The organism is Kitasatospora sp. NPDC001527 (assembly GCF_040298605.1).
Taxonomy (GTDB): Bacteria; Actinomycetota; Actinomycetes; order Streptomycetales; family Streptomycetaceae; genus Kitasatospora.
Window position 1 is genome coordinate 163,273 of record NZ_JBEPAM010000005.1, and the last position, 15,894, is coordinate 179,166.

The 15,894-nt window shown below is 75.4% G+C and carries 13 protein-coding genes; 11 read left to right on the top strand and 2 right to left on the bottom strand.

What is annotated here, in order from left to right; all coding sequences use genetic code 11:
* The first annotated feature begins 144 nt into the window (after positions 1 to 144).
* Both ABT238_RS07300 and ABT238_RS07305 read left to right on the top strand, forming a co-directional pair.
* Positions 145 to 2,133: a LodA/GoxA family CTQ-dependent oxidase gene (locus ABT238_RS07300; protein WP_350755956.1), complete on the top strand. Its 1,989-nt coding sequence runs from the start codon at positions 145 to 147 to the stop codon at positions 2,131 to 2,133.
* A complete protein-coding gene (locus tag ABT238_RS07305; protein WP_350755959.1) occupies positions 2,130 to 3,287 on the top strand; it encodes a tryptophan 7-halogenase in 1,158 nt (385 codons plus the stop codon). Before ABT238_RS07300 ends, ABT238_RS07305 begins: the two co-directional genes overlap by 4 nt.
* Before the next feature lie 109 nt (positions 3,288 to 3,396).
* Here the strand turns inward: ABT238_RS07305 and ABT238_RS07310 are convergent, their stop codons facing one another.
* Positions 3,397 to 4,197 (bottom strand): DUF4389 domain-containing protein, encoded by an 801-nt coding sequence (locus ABT238_RS07310; protein WP_350559571.1) that lies wholly within the window; start codon positions 4,195 to 4,197, stop codon positions 3,397 to 3,399.
* A 431-nt stretch (positions 4,198 to 4,628) separates the two neighbouring features.
* Here ABT238_RS07310 and ABT238_RS07315 point away from each other — a divergent pair, with 431 nt between their 5' ends.
* From ABT238_RS07315 to ABT238_RS07355, 9 genes are all read left to right on the top strand, one after another.
* Entirely contained in the window at positions 4,629 to 5,027 is a 399-nt protein-coding gene (locus tag ABT238_RS07315) for a hypothetical protein (protein ID WP_350755961.1), read from the top strand.
* Positions 5,024 to 6,925, top strand: a complete 1,902-nt coding sequence (locus tag ABT238_RS07320; RefSeq protein ID WP_350755963.1) for a GMC family oxidoreductase — start codon at positions 5,024 to 5,026, stop codon at positions 6,923 to 6,925. The genes ABT238_RS07315 and ABT238_RS07320 overlap by 4 nt, the downstream gene beginning before the upstream one ends.
* On the top strand, positions 6,922 to 7,797 hold the full coding sequence (locus tag ABT238_RS07325) for a hypothetical protein (RefSeq protein WP_350559580.1): 876 nt from the start codon (positions 6,922 to 6,924) through the stop codon (positions 7,795 to 7,797). Before ABT238_RS07320 ends, ABT238_RS07325 begins: the two co-directional genes overlap by 4 nt.
* Before the next feature lie 177 nt (positions 7,798 to 7,974).
* Positions 7,975 to 8,508, top strand: coding sequence for an EF-hand domain-containing protein (locus ABT238_RS07330; RefSeq protein ID WP_350755965.1), 534 nt, complete (start codon positions 7,975 to 7,977; stop codon positions 8,506 to 8,508).
* A 60-nt stretch (positions 8,509 to 8,568) separates the two neighbouring features.
* A complete protein-coding gene (locus ABT238_RS07335) occupies positions 8,569 to 9,693 on the top strand; it encodes an isocitrate/isopropylmalate family dehydrogenase (RefSeq protein ID WP_350559586.1) in 1,125 nt (374 codons plus the stop codon).
* The gene (locus tag ABT238_RS07340) at positions 9,690 to 10,328 is read left to right on the top strand and encodes a cysteine hydrolase family protein (RefSeq protein ID WP_350559589.1); all 639 of its coding nucleotides are present in this window, start codon (positions 9,690 to 9,692) and stop codon (positions 10,326 to 10,328) included. The genes ABT238_RS07335 and ABT238_RS07340 overlap by 4 nt, the downstream gene beginning before the upstream one ends.
* Positions 10,325 to 11,377: an SAM-dependent methyltransferase gene (locus ABT238_RS07345; protein ID WP_350755967.1), complete on the top strand. Its 1,053-nt coding sequence runs from the start codon at positions 10,325 to 10,327 to the stop codon at positions 11,375 to 11,377. The genes ABT238_RS07340 and ABT238_RS07345 overlap by 4 nt, the downstream gene beginning before the upstream one ends.
* A 294-nt stretch (positions 11,378 to 11,671) precedes the next feature.
* Positions 11,672 to 12,373 (top strand): type 1 glutamine amidotransferase domain-containing protein, encoded by a 702-nt coding sequence (locus ABT238_RS07350; RefSeq protein ID WP_350559595.1) that lies wholly within the window; start codon positions 11,672 to 11,674, stop codon positions 12,371 to 12,373.
* A gap of 316 nt (positions 12,374 to 12,689) precedes the next feature.
* Positions 12,690 to 14,648 carry a glycerophosphodiester phosphodiesterase family protein gene (locus tag ABT238_RS07355; protein ID WP_350755969.1) on the top strand — a complete coding sequence of 653 codons (1,959 nt, stop codon included), beginning with the start codon at positions 12,690 to 12,692 and terminating at the stop codon, positions 14,646 to 14,648.
* Positions 14,649 to 14,805: 157 nt separating this feature from the next.
* On the opposite strand, the gene ABT238_RS07360 is transcribed toward ABT238_RS07355, so the two are convergent.
* On the bottom strand, positions 14,806 to 15,840 hold the full coding sequence (locus ABT238_RS07360) for a bile acid:sodium symporter family protein (protein WP_350755971.1): 1,035 nt from the start codon (positions 15,838 to 15,840) through the stop codon (positions 14,806 to 14,808).
* Positions 15,841 to 15,894: the final 54 nt, after the last annotated feature.

A 15,894-nucleotide genomic window follows, 5' to 3' on the forward strand; every position in this document is an offset into this window, starting at 1 on the left:
GGCGGCGCGGACGGCCCCGGCGCGGCGCGCGCTTCACCCGAGTGCGCCCTCCACTGCCCTGGTTCGTCTACCGATGAACCAGGGCAGTGGGGCGTTCCGGCGGTGCCGACCCTCGCGCCCCCCGGCCGCAGAGAGGACCGTCCGTTGACCGACGACATCGCCTACGCCAGGATCCACCCCGCCATCGGCATCGCCCGGGTCGGCAACAGCACCCGCGACGACGGCTGGTTCTACGGGCCGGAGGTCCCGGACCCGCCCGCCGGGCAGCCCGGCTTCTACAAGGACGAGCAGGGCGCGATCAAGCGGCAGGCCGCCCGCTTCCGGATCTACGGCTACACCGCGGACGGCCGGGCCGTGCGCGAGCTCACCCTCGCCGACCCGAAGGTGACGATCGAGTGGTCGGTCCACGTGGCCAACAAGAAGGCCGCCTGGTACGAGTTCAGCCTTCCGCTGGACATCCCCGACATGAAGGACAAGCCCGAGCCCCGCCGCAACGCCACGATCAAGGACGCCGACCGGGCGACCCTGGTCATCGACCCCGGCCCCAAGACGCTGGTGGCGGGAAGCAAGACGGTCGTGGAGTTCACCGGCGGCTCCTTCCTCGGCACGCCCGTCCCGCTCGGCCGGATGCACACCGACGAGGCCGGCCGCCTGGTCGTCCTCGGTGGCGTCGGGAAGTCCCGCAACCCCAGGGGCGGGGGACTCCACAACTACGGCAACAACGACGGCTGGTGCGACGACACCTCCGACGGCCCGGTCGGCGCCACCGTCACCGTCGACGGCAAGGCGCTGCGCGTGGACCCGGCCTGGGTGGTGGTCGCCCCGCCCAACTACGCGCCCGACGTCAAGACCGTGCGGACGCTGTACGACGTGCTGTACGACCTCTTCGTCGCCGGGGGCCAGCTGGAGCCGCCCAAGACCGTCAACTTCGACCGGGACGTCAAGCCGATCCTGCACCGGTTCTGCGAGCTCCAGTGGGTGAACAAGGGCTTCGCCACCCACTTCGGCTTCGGCGGACCGGAGCACTTCCTCGCCCCCGACCACCTCGCCAGGCTCGGCAACCCCTCCGAGGCCTACCAGGAGCTGCGCCGCCAGGTCTACACCTCGCTGCGCGACCCGAAGCGCGACGGCATCTCCCCGGTGCCCTGGCCCTGGATCTACGGCGACGGCATGCGGAGCACGCCCGCCCCCACCGCACTGCTCCAGTACCTGACGCTGTCCCCGACCCAGGACAAGATCCTGCTCTCCTGGATGCAGGGCACGTTCGAGACCACGCCCTGGCCGGGCTTCCCGCAGCACCTGCCGGACGCGCCGGTCGCCGACCAGCCCGGCCTGCTGGACCGCGCCGCCCTCGACTTCTGCCTCGGCGACGCCTTCCATCCCGGCTGCGAGGTCACCTGGCCGATCCGCTACCGCTCGATGTACAGCGAGCCGCTGCGCATCCGGGTGCGCCCCGCCGGGACCCTCGAACCGGACTACGGCGACCACCTCACCCAGGCGCGGGCGCTCGGCGCCGACGGCCCCCTGCACCAGTCCGGCCCCGGCGACCTGACCCGCTGGATGGCCGTGCCCTGGCAGACCGACACCGCCAGCTGCCGCTCCGGCTACGAGTCCGTCCACAACCTCGGCCCGCGCTACGACCCGTACCTGCCGACCTTCTGGCCCGCGCGGGTGCCCAACCACGTCCTCAAGGAGAGCGACTTCCGGATCGTCAACAAGGAGATCACCCAGACCGACGAGGACGGCCGCGAGGCGGCGTTCGCGCGACGGGCCTCCTGGCTGCGCGGGCTGAAGGGCACCCCCGACGAGCAGCTGGCGCAGGCCGCCGCCGAGTGGGACAGGTTCGGCATCGTCGAGGTCCGCAAGTACACCGTGGGCGACGGCCGCTTCCCGGAGCGGATCCAGGTCGAGTCCGTCCCCGGGTTCCCGCTCGAAGGCGTCTCCGACAACCGCAACCTGGTCGCCATCCACGTGCCCGCCGCGACCGCCGCCGAGGAGGTCCTGGTCGCCCAGACGGCGAGCGCGGTCCTGGAGCACACCGGCCTGTCGGGCGAGGACGTCCTCATCGGCTACTTCGACAAGATCGACCCCTTCGGCCACGACGCCGGGGAGCCGGCCGAGGGCGGCTCGTGACACCGGCGTACGACGTGGTCGTGGTGGGCGGCGGTCCGGCCGGTGCGGCCGCCGCCCTCGCGCTGGCCGGCCGGGGGCGCGGCGTCCTGCTCGCCGACGCCCCCGGCGGGCCGCCGGCCGTCGGCGAGGCGCTGCCCGCCGCCGCCCGGATGCTGCTGCGCGACCTCGGCGCCGCCGGCAGCGTCCCCGGCGACGGGCACCTGCCCTGCTACGGCAACCGCTCGGTGTGGGGGTCGGCGGAGCCCGCCTCGGTCGACGGCATCCTCGACCCCCACGGGACCGGCTGGCACCTCGACCGGCCGCTGTTCGACCGGCGGCTGCGCGAGGCCGCCGAGGCCGCCGGGGCGCACCTCCGCCCGGTGACGGCGCGCCCCGCCGGGCGGCACGCCGACGGCGGCTGGACGCTCGCCCTGCACGGCGCGGACCCCGCCACCGAGGTCCGCTGCCGCTGGGTCGTCGACGCCACCGGCCGCCGGGCCGCCGTCGCCACCCCCCACGGCGCCCGCCGGATCCTCGGCGACCGGCTGGTCGCGCTGCACCTCGTGCTCGCCCCGGGAGACGGCCCCGCGGACACCACCACGCTCGTCGAGGCCGTTCCGGACGGCTGGTGGTACACCGCGCCGCTGCCGGGCGGGAGGCTGCTGCTCGCCGCCTTCACCGACGCCGACCTGCCGGGCGCCCGCCCCGACCCGGCCCTGTTCCGGCGCCGGCTCGCCGCGACCGGACCGACCGCGGCCCGCGCCGCCGCCCACCCGTTCCCGCCGCACGCCTCGCCCGTCCGCGCGCCGGCCCACACCGCCCGCCTCGACCGTGTCCACGGTGACGGCTGGACGGCCGCCGGGGACGCCGCGGCCGCCTTCGACCCGCTGTCCTCCCAGGGCATCCTCACCGCCCTGTGGAGCGGCCGCGCCGCCGGCCTCGCGGTGGACGCCCACCTCGCCGGCGACCCGCACGCCCTCGGCCGCTACACCGCCGGCGTCACCGGAGTCGTCGCCGCCTACCGGCGCAACCGCACCACCTACTACGGCCTCGAACAACGCTGGCCCGCCCACCCCTTCTGGCACCGCCGCCGGTCGCCCGGGCCCCGTCCGCCGCGCACGCCGGTCCCCGTCCGGGAGCGGGCGGAACGGGGAGGCAACCCGTCCGGCGGATGAGGCGTCCCGTCGGCCGGACGGCCCGCGCACCGCCGCGCCCCTCGGCCGGTGCCCGACCGAGGGGGCCTCGTCCCCGTCCGCACCGGCCGGCCCCGGCTCCGCGGGGCGCTCAGTCCCGTGACGGCCCCGGCAGCAGCGGGCCGGTGACGTGCTCGGCCTCGTCGTCGTCCGAGGTGACGCTCGCGGTGATCGAGCTGGTCGCCCCCGACAGCAGGCCGAGCAGCAGGAAGGCCACCAGCAGGCCGCGGCCCGCGCCGCCGAGGACCAGCGGGCGGGTCGCCGACACCGGGCCGCCCGGCTCGGAGCCCGGCTCGTCGCCGAACAGCCGCTTCGGGTAGGCCGAGGTCAGCATCATCAGGTACGCCATGTACCGCATGCGGTAGCGCAGGACCGCCGCGGTCGCCTCGAACAGCGGCTGCGGCATCCGTCCGAGGATCAGCACCACCAGCCAGCTGATCCAGCCGACCACCCACCAGCCGGCGAAGAGCAGCCCCTGGACGACGGCCGCCGGGATGACCAGGATCAGCCGGAACAGCACCGCGAGGCGGTTGAGGCCGTCCGGCCGCAGCCCCACCTGGAGCGGGTGGTCGGGGGCGCGGAACGCGAACGGCGGATAGCGGTCGTGCGTCAGCAGGAGGTAGCCGCTCACCCGGGTCTCGTAGGGCACGTACGCCGAGAGGTAGTCGGCGGCGAAGCCGGGCAGGCGGCCCAGGGCCAGCGCGCCGAACCAGCCGACGACCGTGACGAAGAAGGCCACCACCGACAGCACCCAGACCACGACGAACTGCGGGATCAGCAGGAGGATCCGCAGCAGCACGGTCCACCGGTTCTGCGGTCCGGGGGCGGGCAGGTCGAGCGCGGGCAGCCACTCGTCCGGGTGGGGGGTGGCTGCGGGGGGAGCCTGCCACATCGGGGGCCTCCAGGTCTCGGCACCGGGCGGACGGCGCGACGAAGCCGCGTGTGCTCCGAACATGGCAGCCCCGCCGGGCGCCCGCGCGCTGCGCTGCGCCGTTCGGGCGAGGGGGTCCGGGCGGTCCGGAAGTCCATAGGGCCCGGACGGTATGGCCCGGACGGTATGGCCCGGACGGTCCGGAGCGATCATTTCGACATCCGATCTGACGAATGCCCGGTTGTCTTTCGGCGCCACCTCGGGCAAGGGACGGGCAGCTTCGAACGATTGCGGTCGAAACACCTCCGGCGGCGGCCGGCGGGGCAGCATCGCTCCCAGCCGATCGGGCCCCGCCCGACCGGCTGTCATGTTCGGGGCGCACACACCATGGGGGTGCCGGTTTGCCGGGGATCGACGACCACGACCAGCTGCCCGTGGGGTCCGTGGGGTCCGTGGGGGCTGCGGGGGCTGCGGGCGGGGACGGCCCGCCCGCCCCGGCCGGCCCCACGGACCCCGCCGACCTCGCGGACCTCGCGGACCTCGCGGACCTCACCGACTTCGACGCCTTCCTGCGGATCTCCGCCGAACTCACCGGCTTCGACGAGACGGAACTGCGCGACACCGGCATGGCCCACGAGCACCACCGCACCCTCCTCGCCCACCGCATCCGCGACGAACACGCCCTCCTCCACCTCTGGTACGTCGGCGCCTGGCCGGACGAACCGCCCGCCTCCCCCCGGGCCCACGACCGGGGCCTGATGTGGCGCACCTTCCACGGCGCCGCCCCCGGCAGCACCGCCCCCGGACACGGCAGCTGGGCCGAGGCCCCGCGCGGCGGAGGCGAGCGGTGAGCCGCCCGCCGCACCACCGGGACGCGGACGGCGACCGGCCCTGGGACGTGATCGTGGTCGGCGCGGGCTTCGCTGGCTCCCTGGTAGCCCACCGCCTCGGCGCGCACGGCCACCGCGTCCTCGTCCTGGAAGCCGGCCACGCCGTCCCCGGCGCCACCGCGACCGGCGCCGCGTACCGGGGAGCCGGCGGCGGCACCCCCACCTCGCCGTACCCCCGCAGCGCCGACGCGCCCTCCCCGGACGTCGACGACCTGACCGGCCTGCCGGGCGGCGGCTTCACCGCCACCGGGTACCTCGTCCAGCACGGCCCGCTGCCCTACGCCAGCGGCTACCTGCGGGCCAACGGCGGCACCGGACTGCTCTGGACCGGCCTCACCCCCCGCATGCACCCCGAGGACTTCCGCACCGCCGACCTCGGCCACGGCCGCAACTGGCCGATCGGCTACCACGACCTCGAACCGTACTACCGCCAGGCCGAACAGGAACTCGGCGTCGCCGCCGACGCCGCGCAGCAGCGCCGCGACGTCGGCCTGCCCATCCCCGACGACTACGCCTTCCCGATGCTCGCCGTCCCGGGCAGCCACCTCGACCGGACGCTCGCCCGCGCCCTCGACGGCCGCACCGTCCGCGACCCGGCCGCCGACGAGGACGCCCACCTCACCGTCAGCACCACCCCGCACGCCCGCAACGCCCCGCCCACCCCGGCCGCACAAGGCGCCCGCGCCGCCGCCCCCGGCAGCCCGGCCCTCCCCGCCCACCCGGTCGGCCCGCTCTGCCAGGGCGCCGCCGCCTGCGTCCCGGTCTGTCCCACCGGCGCCAAGTACACCCCGCTGCGCACCCAGGCCCGCTGGGCGCCCGGCGTACGGCTGCGCACCGACGCCGTGGTGAGCCGGGTCCTCGTCGACGCCACCGGGCGCGCCACCGGCGTCGAGTACCACGCCGCGGGCACCACCCGCCGGGCCCGCGCCGACCTGGTCGTGCTCGCCGCCCACGCGATCGAGAACGCCCGGCTGCTGCTCCTCTCCGGCCTCGCCGACCGCAGCGACCAGGTCGGCCGCAACCTGATGGACCACCCGGCGCTGCTCACCTGGGGTCTGCTGCCGCAGCCGACCGGCCCTTACCGGGGGCCCGGCTCCACCAGTGGCCTGGAGGCCTTCCGGTTCGGCGCCGTCCGGACCCGCCGGGCACCCTTCCGGATCGAGATCGGCAACTGGGGCTGGTCCTGGGCCGGCCGGCCGCCGCAGGCCGAGACCGCGGACCTGCTGCGCGCCGGACCGCGCGGCAAGGAGCTCCGCGAACGCCTCGGCGACCGGCTCGGCCGCCAGTTCTCGCTCCAGTTCGAGCTGGAGCAGCCCGCCGACCCGGCCAACCGGGTCACCCTCGACCACACCCGCCGCGACCGGCTCGGACTGCCGCGCCCCGCCCTCCACTACGACCTCTCCGGCTACGTCCGGCACGGCATGGCCTCCGCCCGGACCGTCTCCGACCAGCTGTTCGCCCTGCTCGGCGCCGAGGACCACACCCGCTACGACGCCGGCCCCGGCTGGCCCGGGCACCTCGAACACGAGGGCCGCGCCTACGGCTACCGGGGCGCCGGCCACGCCGGCGGCACCCACGTCATGGGCGACGCACCCGGCACCTCCGTGGTGGACCAGTGGCAGCGGTGCTGGGACCATCCCAACCTCTACGCCGTCGGCTGCGGTTCGATGCCCTCGCTCGGCACCTCCAACCCCTCGCTCACCATGGCCGCGCTCGCGCTGCGCAGCGCCGACCGGATCCACCGGGACCTCACGGCGCTGCGCCGCCCGGTCCCGCTCACCGCCACCGCCCCGTCCTCGTCCCCGGATCCGTCCCCGAGGCCGTCCTCGACCCCGACCCCGCCCAGGGAGCCCTCATGACCGGCCTGCCGCTGCCGCCCGTACCGGAGCCGTACTACCTGCCCTTCCACTACGGCGCGCTGCACAACATCGGCGTGGACTTCCTGGTCGCCCCCGGACCGGTGCGCGAGCTGCTCGCCGAACACCACCCCGCGCTGGCCGCCGCCGACTTCGACGGCCGGGCCTGCGTCTCGCTCAACTACCAGCTGTACTTCGCCCAGTACCCGACCGGCGGCGGGATCACCGAGGAGGTGGAGATCAACGTCATCGCCCACCCGAGGTCCGCCGCCGACCGGCTCCCGGCGGTGGACTACGGCCAGTACGCCCGAGGGCACGACCAGACCAGGCTGCTCGGCATCGCCCGTCTCCACGTGCTCTGCGACAACCCGCTCGCCATCGACGCGGGCAGCCGCCTGTACGCCGAGCCCAAGCACCCGGGCTGGTTCACCGCCGTGCTGCCCTCCCTGAACGCGGCCGCCGTGCACGACCGCTGGTCCTTCGTCTGCCACCGCGCGGGCCTCGGGCCGGACGGCCTGCGGCGGTACGAGGAGGCGCTCTTCGCCGTCGAGGCGGACCTCGCCGGCCTCGACGGCGAGCCGGTCGTCAACACCCCGGTCACCGGCTACGGCACCGACGCCGACGGCCGGCTGCTGGCCGGCCCGCTGACCGTCCACCAGCCGTACCGCTTCCACCCGCTGGACACCCGCACCGCCGACCGGATCCGGCTCACCCTCGGGCGGCCGGGCCCGGAGCGGGAACCGGCGCCGCAGGACCGCACCCGGCAGGCCGCGGCCGACCTCGCGCGGCTGGTCGGCGACGCGCCCGCCGCCGGTGTGTGGACGTACCAGTCCGCCCCGGTCGCGGCCCACCACCGCCCCTATTACGTCCGCTGATCCGGCGGAGGTTCCCCAACTGCCGCACGAGTCCCAGAACTTCACTCCATCAGGTGAAGCAGGGGGCGGTGGCTCGTCGGCCCCGCCGCCACTCGCCGATAGTGGGAGACCGATCGGGGCGGAGCGGCCCCGGCGCCGCCGGGACCGGCGCGCGCGTACGGAGAGAAGGAGCAGCACATGCGGACCGAGGCCACCCAGCGGGTCGAGCTCGTCTTCGGCCTGTTCGACGCCAACGGCAACGGCGTCATCGACATCGGTGACTTCGACCTGATGTCCAAGCGGGTGGTGGCGGCCGCGGCAGACTCGGACGAGGCCGCCAAGGAGGCCATTCGCGCGGCCTTCCGGCGCTACTGGGTGACCCTGGAGACGGAGCTGGACACCAACGGGGACGGCGTGGTCACCCGGGAGGAGTTCCGCGGCTTCGTGCTGTCGCCCGAGCGCTTCGGGCCGACGATCGGGCAGTTCGCCGACGCCCTCGCCGCGCTCGGCGACCCGGACGGCGACGGCCTGGTCGAACGCAAGCGGTTCGTCGCACTGATGATCGCGATCGGCTTCGGGCACGCCAACGTCGACGCCCTGTTCGACGCCTTCGGGCCTACCGCCGACGACCGGATCCCGGTCGCCACCTGGGCGGAGGGCATCCGCGACTACTACGCGCCGGACAAGGCCGGCATCCCGGGAGACCACCTGGTGGGCGACCCGACCACCTGATCCGTCCGGCCACGGCACCCCGCCCGTACCGGACCAGTCGACGACCAGCCGAGGAGCAGTGTGAAACCAGCAGTCGGACTCGCCGTGGGCCGCGGTACGGGCGCGGAGCTCGCGGCCGTCTTCGAACGGGCTCTGCACCGGATAGCGGCCGTGCACGGCGCCGGGGTGGAGATCGTCAGGTCCCCCCGGACCTACCACTCGTACGTCTCGCTCCGCGAGGAGGTGGGCGGCACCGAGCGGATCCGCCGGCTCACCGAGGAGGACGCCCGCCACTACGAGCGGTTCTGCCGCGAGCGGGCGCGGCTCGGCACGACGGCCGTCTTCCGCACGGCCGTCAACGCCCAGTCGCTCTACCTGGTCCGTCAGCGTCTGCAGGCCGTGAAGGTCGAGCCGATCACCGCGGGCGGCGCCTCGCTGCTGCTGGTCCGCGACGAGGCCCAGGGTTTCTACACCGGTGAGAACCGGCACACCCCCGGCGTGGTCACCCGCACCATGGAGTTCAGCCGGGAGATCACCGGCAAGGTGCTGGAGTTCGCCGTGCGGCGCGCCCGGCGGCAGTGGCCGGACGACGGACCCGCCCAGGTGGTGATGGCCTACAAGTTCCACCTGCTGGACGGCGCTCTGGACGACTGGGTGGGCGAGCTCGGCCGTGATCTCGGGGTCGAGGTGCGGCTGTTCCAGCCCGACACGGTCAACCGCAACCTGATCGCGCACGGCCTCGCCGACCGCACGGTCCTCGTGGCGGGCAACGAGTGGGCCGACATCATGCACGTCGTTCTGCTCGACCGCTTCGGCGGTGAGCGGCAGGAGAGCCGCTGCACGGAGAACGTGCACCTCCACCCGGAACTGGCGGAGCTGGTCGAGTACCAGACGGTGCACGGCTCCGCCGACGACCTCGCGGGCAAGGACACCGTCAACCCCGTCGCCACCCTGCGCGCCGCGGCGGCGATCGCCGAACGGCACGCGGGCTGTCCGGACGCCGTGGCCGCCGTCGAGGCCGCCCTGGCCGTCTCCGAGGAGTACGGCGTGCGGACGCCCGACGTCGGCGGACGGCACTCCACCACCGACGTGGTCGACGCCGTGCTCGGCGCCCTGACGGCGGGGGCGGCGGCCGGGCCGCCGCGGGTCGCCGGCCCCCGCGCCGGTGACGCGCTGCCCGCCGGCACCCCCGCGGAGCGGCCGTGAGCTCCGGGGCGGCCGTGACCCCCGGGGCCGACCGGAGCGCGCTGGTCGTGGTCGATCTGCAGAACGACTTCTGTGCCGGCCCCGTCGCCGCGGCCCGCTACCCCGGGGACCCGGAGCGGCTGGCCACGGTGGCGGCCAACTCCGCGCTGGCCGTCGCGGCCGCGCGCGAGCACGGCACCGAGGTGCTCTTCGTCCGGTTCCTGGGCGACCGGGCGCACCAGAACACCGCCTGGCGCCACCGGGACGCCACGCAGGGCAAGCGCCCCAAGTGCCTCGACGGGAGCTGGGGCGCCGAGTTCCACGCCGTGGCGCCGGAACCGGGCGAGGCGGTGTTCACCAAGTACGCGTACTTCGACGCCTTCCTCGGCGAGGACTTCGGCTCCTACCTCACCGGGCGGGGGATCGGGCACCTGGTGTTCGCGGGCGTGTTCGCCGACGTCTGCGTGGACAGCACCGCGCGCACCGCCTTCCAGAAGGGCTTCCACGTGACGGTGCTCCGCGACTGCACGGCCGCGCTGCACTACCCGGACGAGGACGTGCTGCGCTTCATGAGCCGCGTGTACGGCGCCCGGGTCACCACCCATGACCGATCCGCCGTCTGGACACGGCTTCCCGACCACCTGGAGGGCGCATGACCACCACAGCGGCCCGGCGCGGCGGCGCCCACGTCACGACCGGTGCCTCGGCGGGTGCCGGCGCCCGCGGCGCCGCCTGCACCACCGCGGGCGCCGCGTCGGGCACCGTCCCGGCCGTCCCGGCCGTCCCCGCCTCCGGAGCCACCGCGGGCGTCGACGAGGGCGTCGGGCGGACCGCCCTGCTGGTCGCCGCCGCCCGCGCCATCGAGAGCCGGCGCCCCGACGCCCTGGCCCGCGACCCCTTCGCCGAGCACTTCGTGCGCGCCGCCCGCGCGTCCGCGCACTGGCCGATCCACCCCGGGGACGTCCCGGAGGGCGAGGGCGGCGCGGACGACCCGTTGTGGGGGCGGCTCGGCGGCTACTTCGCGCTGCGGACCAGGGCCCTGGACGACCACCTGCTGCGGGCCGCCCAGCTCGGCGCCCGCCAGGTGGTGCTGCTCGGTGCCGGGCTGGACACGCGGGCCCACCGGCTGGACTGGCCGCCCGGCACGACCGTCTACGAGCTCGACCGGGCCCAGGTGCTGGCGTTCAAGCAGCAGGTCCTGGACGGGATCGGCGCGCGGCCCACGGCGCGGCGGGTGCCGCTGGCCTGCGATCTGCGCCTCGACTGGGCCGCCGCCCTGGCCGCCGCCGGATTCCGTTCCGGGGAACCGACCGCCTGGCTCGCCGAGGGCCTGCTGCTCTACCTGCCGGCCGCCGCGGAGCGGCGCCTGGTCGCCACTGTGGACCGGTCGAGCGCGCCGGGGAGCAGCCTGGCCTACGAGGTGAAGCTGGGGCTGGAGCCCGCGGCCGTGCGCCGCAACCCCGTGTACCTCGCGGCCCGCGACCGGCTCGGCATCGACCTGCTCGCGCTGTTCGACGACGAGCCGCGGCCCGACACCGCCGCCGACCTGGCGGAGCGGGGCTGGTCCACCGTCAGCCACACGCCCTTCGAGTTCACCCGCCACTACGGCCGCGGACCGCTCCCGGAACCCGACGACGCGCTCGCGGCCAACCGCTGGGCCTTCGCCTCGCGCGGTCCGCTGCCCGCCGCCCGCCGGGAGGAGTGAGCGCGGCGGTGGTCCCCCGGGCGGTCGAGGGGCTCGGCCGACCGGGCGGCGAGCTCCTCCGCGCGGGGGAGCGGGACGGCGCCCCGGGTGCGGCGTTCGCGCAGCTCCCGGCCGGGTGCTCCTCCGGGGGCCGGTGCGTCCGGTGTCGGCGTTCCGATTGGTGCGCACCGGCGGGCGGCCATAACGTCGAGGTCACCGGCCGCGTCGATGGTCGGGACGAGTGGCCGAGCGGCCGACCAGCTGGTCGGACGGCGGTCCGAGGAGCCGACGACCCGGAGACCCGGAGACCCCACCATGTCGAAGAAGATCCTTTTTGTGATGACCGGAGCCGACCACTGGACGCTCGCCGACGGCACCGAGCACCCGACCGGCTTCTGGGCCGAGGAGGCGGCCGCGCCGTACGAGGCGTTCAAGGCCGCGGGCTACGCCGTGACCGTGGCCACCCCGGGCGGCGTGGTGCCGACCGTCGACGCGGGCAGCCTCGCCCCCGAGTTCAACGGCGGGGAGGAGGGCGCGCGGAGGGTCGCCGAGGTGCTGGCCGCCGCCGAGGAGCTCAAGTCCCCGATCGGGCTGGAGGACGTGCGGCTGGACGACTACGACGCCGTCTTCTACCCCGGCGGCCACGGCCCGATGGAGGATCTGGCGGTCGACGCCGACTCCGGCCGCCTGCTGGTCCGCGCCCTGAAGTCCGGCAAGCCGCTCGGCGTCGTCTGCCACGGGCCGGCCGCGCTGCTGGCCGCGGTGGGGGAGGACGGCGGCAACGCCTTCGCGGGCTACCGGGTCGCCGCTTTCACCAACGACGAGGAGGCCCAGGCCGGCTTCGCGGAGAAGGCCAAGTGGCTGCTGGAGACCCGTCTCGTCGAGGCCGGTGTCGACGTGCGGGTCGGCGAGTCCTGGGCGCCGCACGTGGTGGTCGACCGCAACCTGGTCACCGGTCAGAATCCGGCCTCCGCCGCTCCGCTCGCCGCCGAGCTGCTCAGGAAGCTGTCCGCCTGAGTCTTCCCGTCTCTCCGTCGCTCCGTCCTTCCGCCGTTCCGCCGTTCCGCCGTTCCGCCGTTCCGCCGTTCCGCCGTTCCGTCGTTCGGTCAGGGGCCGTCCCGCCGGCCACCGTGTTGCACGGAGCGCAACGTCACAGGTCGGTGGGGCGCTCCGGCTTCGGGCCTTCCAGGAGGGCATCCGGGGTGCGGTGCGGAAGCGAACCGGCCATTCAGCGCAAGGAATCCGCCACCGCCACGAACCGCACGCGCAATGGTCACGAGCGGTTTTCGGAGTGGTGGCTTCCGGTTTGGCCGCCGTCCCTAGCGTGCCGCCCATGACACAGAGTCACCGCCCCCACCGGGCACGTCGGACCGGTCTGCTGGCCGCCGCCGTCGCCTCCGCACTGAGCCTCACCACCGTCGCGCTGACCTCCCCGAGCGCGGCCTCAGCCGAGCCCGCCGCCCCCGCCGAGGCCGCCCCCGTTGCGGCGCCCGGCGCCCCGGCCGCCGGCGAGATCGTCGTCGACGAGCGCTTCGCGGGGTCCTCGCTGCCCGCCGGTTGGAGCGCCGTCGAGGGCGACTGGAAGGTCGAGAACGGCCGACTGGTCGGCACCTCCGCCAACTCCGGACAGCAGAGCCGGATCACCTTCGGCCGCCACCTCAATGACTTCCGCATCGAGGCCACCGCCCGCTTCGAGAGCGTCCAGGACGCCGCCCGCTGGACGGCCCTCGGCCTGGACGTCCCCGCGAGCGGCGCCACCCCGTGGTCGATCGCCACCATGCGCTCCGGCACCACCGCCGCCAACGGCCTGGAGTTCGCCCAGCGCACCCCCGCCAACAGCTGGAACGTCACCAACACGGCCGCCGCCCCGACCGCCGCCGGCACCGGCCGCGACGTCCGCGTCGCCGTCGAGGTGCACGGCACCACCGCCCGGTGGATCTTCGACGGCAAGGAGGTGATGCGCACCACCCAGGTCGCCCGCAGCGCCGACGGCGGCCAGGCCCTCGTGGTCAACGGCTCCAAGGTCTCCTTCGACGACCTCAAGGTGACCGCGCTCGCCCCCGGCGGCTGGCTGCGCCCCACCGGCTCGCCGCTCACCGTGTTCGCCCACCGCGGCGCCTCCTCCGCCGCCCCGGAGAACACCCTGGACGCGGACGAGGTCGCCCGCCGCGGCGGCGCCGAGTGGATCGAGAACGACGTCCAGCCCAGCAAGGACGGCGTCCCCTATGTGCTGCACGACGACACCGTCGACCGCACCACCAACGGCAAGGGGCGCATCCGCGACCTGACGGCCGCCCAGCTGGACGCGCTGGACGCCGGCTCCTGGTTCGGCCCGACGTACGCGGGTGCCCGGGTGCCGAGCCTGGCCGCCCAGCTGGAGGACCTTCGCACCCGCGGCGGCAGCCTGCTGCTGGAGATCAAGGGCGCGCACAGCCGCGACGAGGTCGCCCGGATCGTCAAGGAGATCCGCGACCACGGCATGACCGGTCGGGTCTTCGTGCAGAGCTTCGAGGTCGACGCCCTGCGCCACACCCGTGAGCTGGCCCCCGAACTCCCGCTCGGCCTGCTGCGCGGCAGCCTCGACGCCGACCCGGTGGCCATCTCCAAGGAGCTCGGCCTTTCCGCCTACAACCCGGCCGACGGCGCCCTCGCGGCCCGCCTCGGCGTGGTGAAGGACCTGCACGCGGCCGGTGTCGCGGTCAACGTCTGGACCGTCGACTCGGCCACCCGCTGGAAGGCCCTGGAGGCCGCCGGCGTCGACGGCATCATCACCAACCGTCCGGCCGAGCTGTCCGGCTGGAACGCCGCGTGGCTGCAGGGCGGCACCGTCACCACTCCGCCGGCCGCACCCACCGTGGCGATCACCTCGCCGGCCTCCGGCGCGACCCTGGACCGTGCCCAGCAGCCGGTGACCGCCGTACAGGCGAGCGGCGCCGACACCGTCCGGCTCACCCTGGACGGCAAGGAGTTGCCGGCCGGCTCGGCCCTCGACACCACCGCGCTCGCGCTCGGCACGCACACCCTGCGCGCCGAGGCCACCGGCCCCGGCGGCCGGGCCGAGACGACCACCGAGTTCACCGTCACGGCCACCCCGACCGGCCTGGCCTCGCTGGTGCTCACCTCGGGCGCCGACCGCAACGCCGTCGCCACCCTGACCGTGATGCTCGGCCAGGGCCAGTACCAGCCGCTCGCCCACTGGGCCGAGAACCAGGCCGGCCGCAGCGTCCCGGCCGACCGCGCCCGCCTGATCGCCGGTGACGCCCGCGCCCTCGACGCCGCCCCGCGGAGCTGACCCCAAACCCGCTCCTCCTCCCCGGGGACCTCGCGCCGCCCTCCGCGGTGCGAGGTCCCCGCCGTCCCTGAGGCCCCGACCTCCTCAGGCACACCACCGGATGCTGTGGCCTCCACGGCCGGGAGGGCATGAACCGCCGCTTCCCCCGCGGCGCCGGTCACCGATGGAGTCCCCGGCCCGTGACCTCCCGGTCGGCAGCGGCAGGACCACAGGCGGTATCGCCCCCTCTCCCACGGTCGGTGCCGCCCGGTGCACTGCCCGCCGCCCGGGCCCAGCGGCCGGCGAGCACGGCTCCCGCGACCAGCTGGAGCTGGTGGTAGACCATCAGCGGCAGGACCACGAGCCCGGCCTGCGGTCCGAAGAGAACGGCGGCCATCGGCAGACCGCCGGCCAGGCTCTTCTGCGAGCCGCAGAGCACGGCCGCGATCCCGGACGCCCGGTCGAGGCGCAGCAGGCGCGCGCCGAGCCGGGCGGCGAGCAGGGTGGCCGTCAGCAGGAGCAGGAGGACCGCCCCCAGGGCGAGCAGGGCCGCCGGGGTGGCGGCGGACCAGATGCCCTGCGCCACCGCGCCGCTGAACGCGGTGTAGACGACCAGCAGGATCGACGCCCGGTCGACCGGGGCGAGCACCCGGCGGTGCCGGCCGAGGAAGCCGCCGATCCACGGCCGCAGCAGCTGCCCGAGCACGAACGGTGCCAGCAGCTGGGCACAGATCCGCAGCAGGCCGTCGGCCGACAGCGCCGTCCGGGCCCCGAGCAGCCAGGCCGCGAGCAGCGGCGTCAGCACCAGGCCCACCAGGCTGGAGTAGGTGCCGGCACAGATCGCGGCCGGGACGTTCCCCCGCGCGGCCCCGGTGAGCGCCACGGAGGACTGCACCGTGGACGGAACCAGACATAGGAACAGCACGCCCGTCCGCAGCTGCTCGGTGAGCGGTCCGGGGGCGAGCGCCGTCACGGCCGACCCGAGCACCGGGAACAGCACGAAGGTGCAGACCAGGACGAGCCCGTGCAGCCGCGGGTGGCGCAGCCCGGCGAGCGTCTCACGGGTGGAGAGCCGGGCGCCGTACAGAAAGAAGAGCAGCCCCACCGCGAGATCGCAGGCCAGTTCCGCGCCGCGCGCCGCCCGCCCGCTGGCGGGCAGCACCGCGGCCAGCGCCACCGCCCCGGCCAGTGCCGCCACATACGGGTCGAGCACGCGCCACCACGGCCGTCGCTCGCCGTCGCCCGCCGGGCGGCCTCGCGCTGCCGG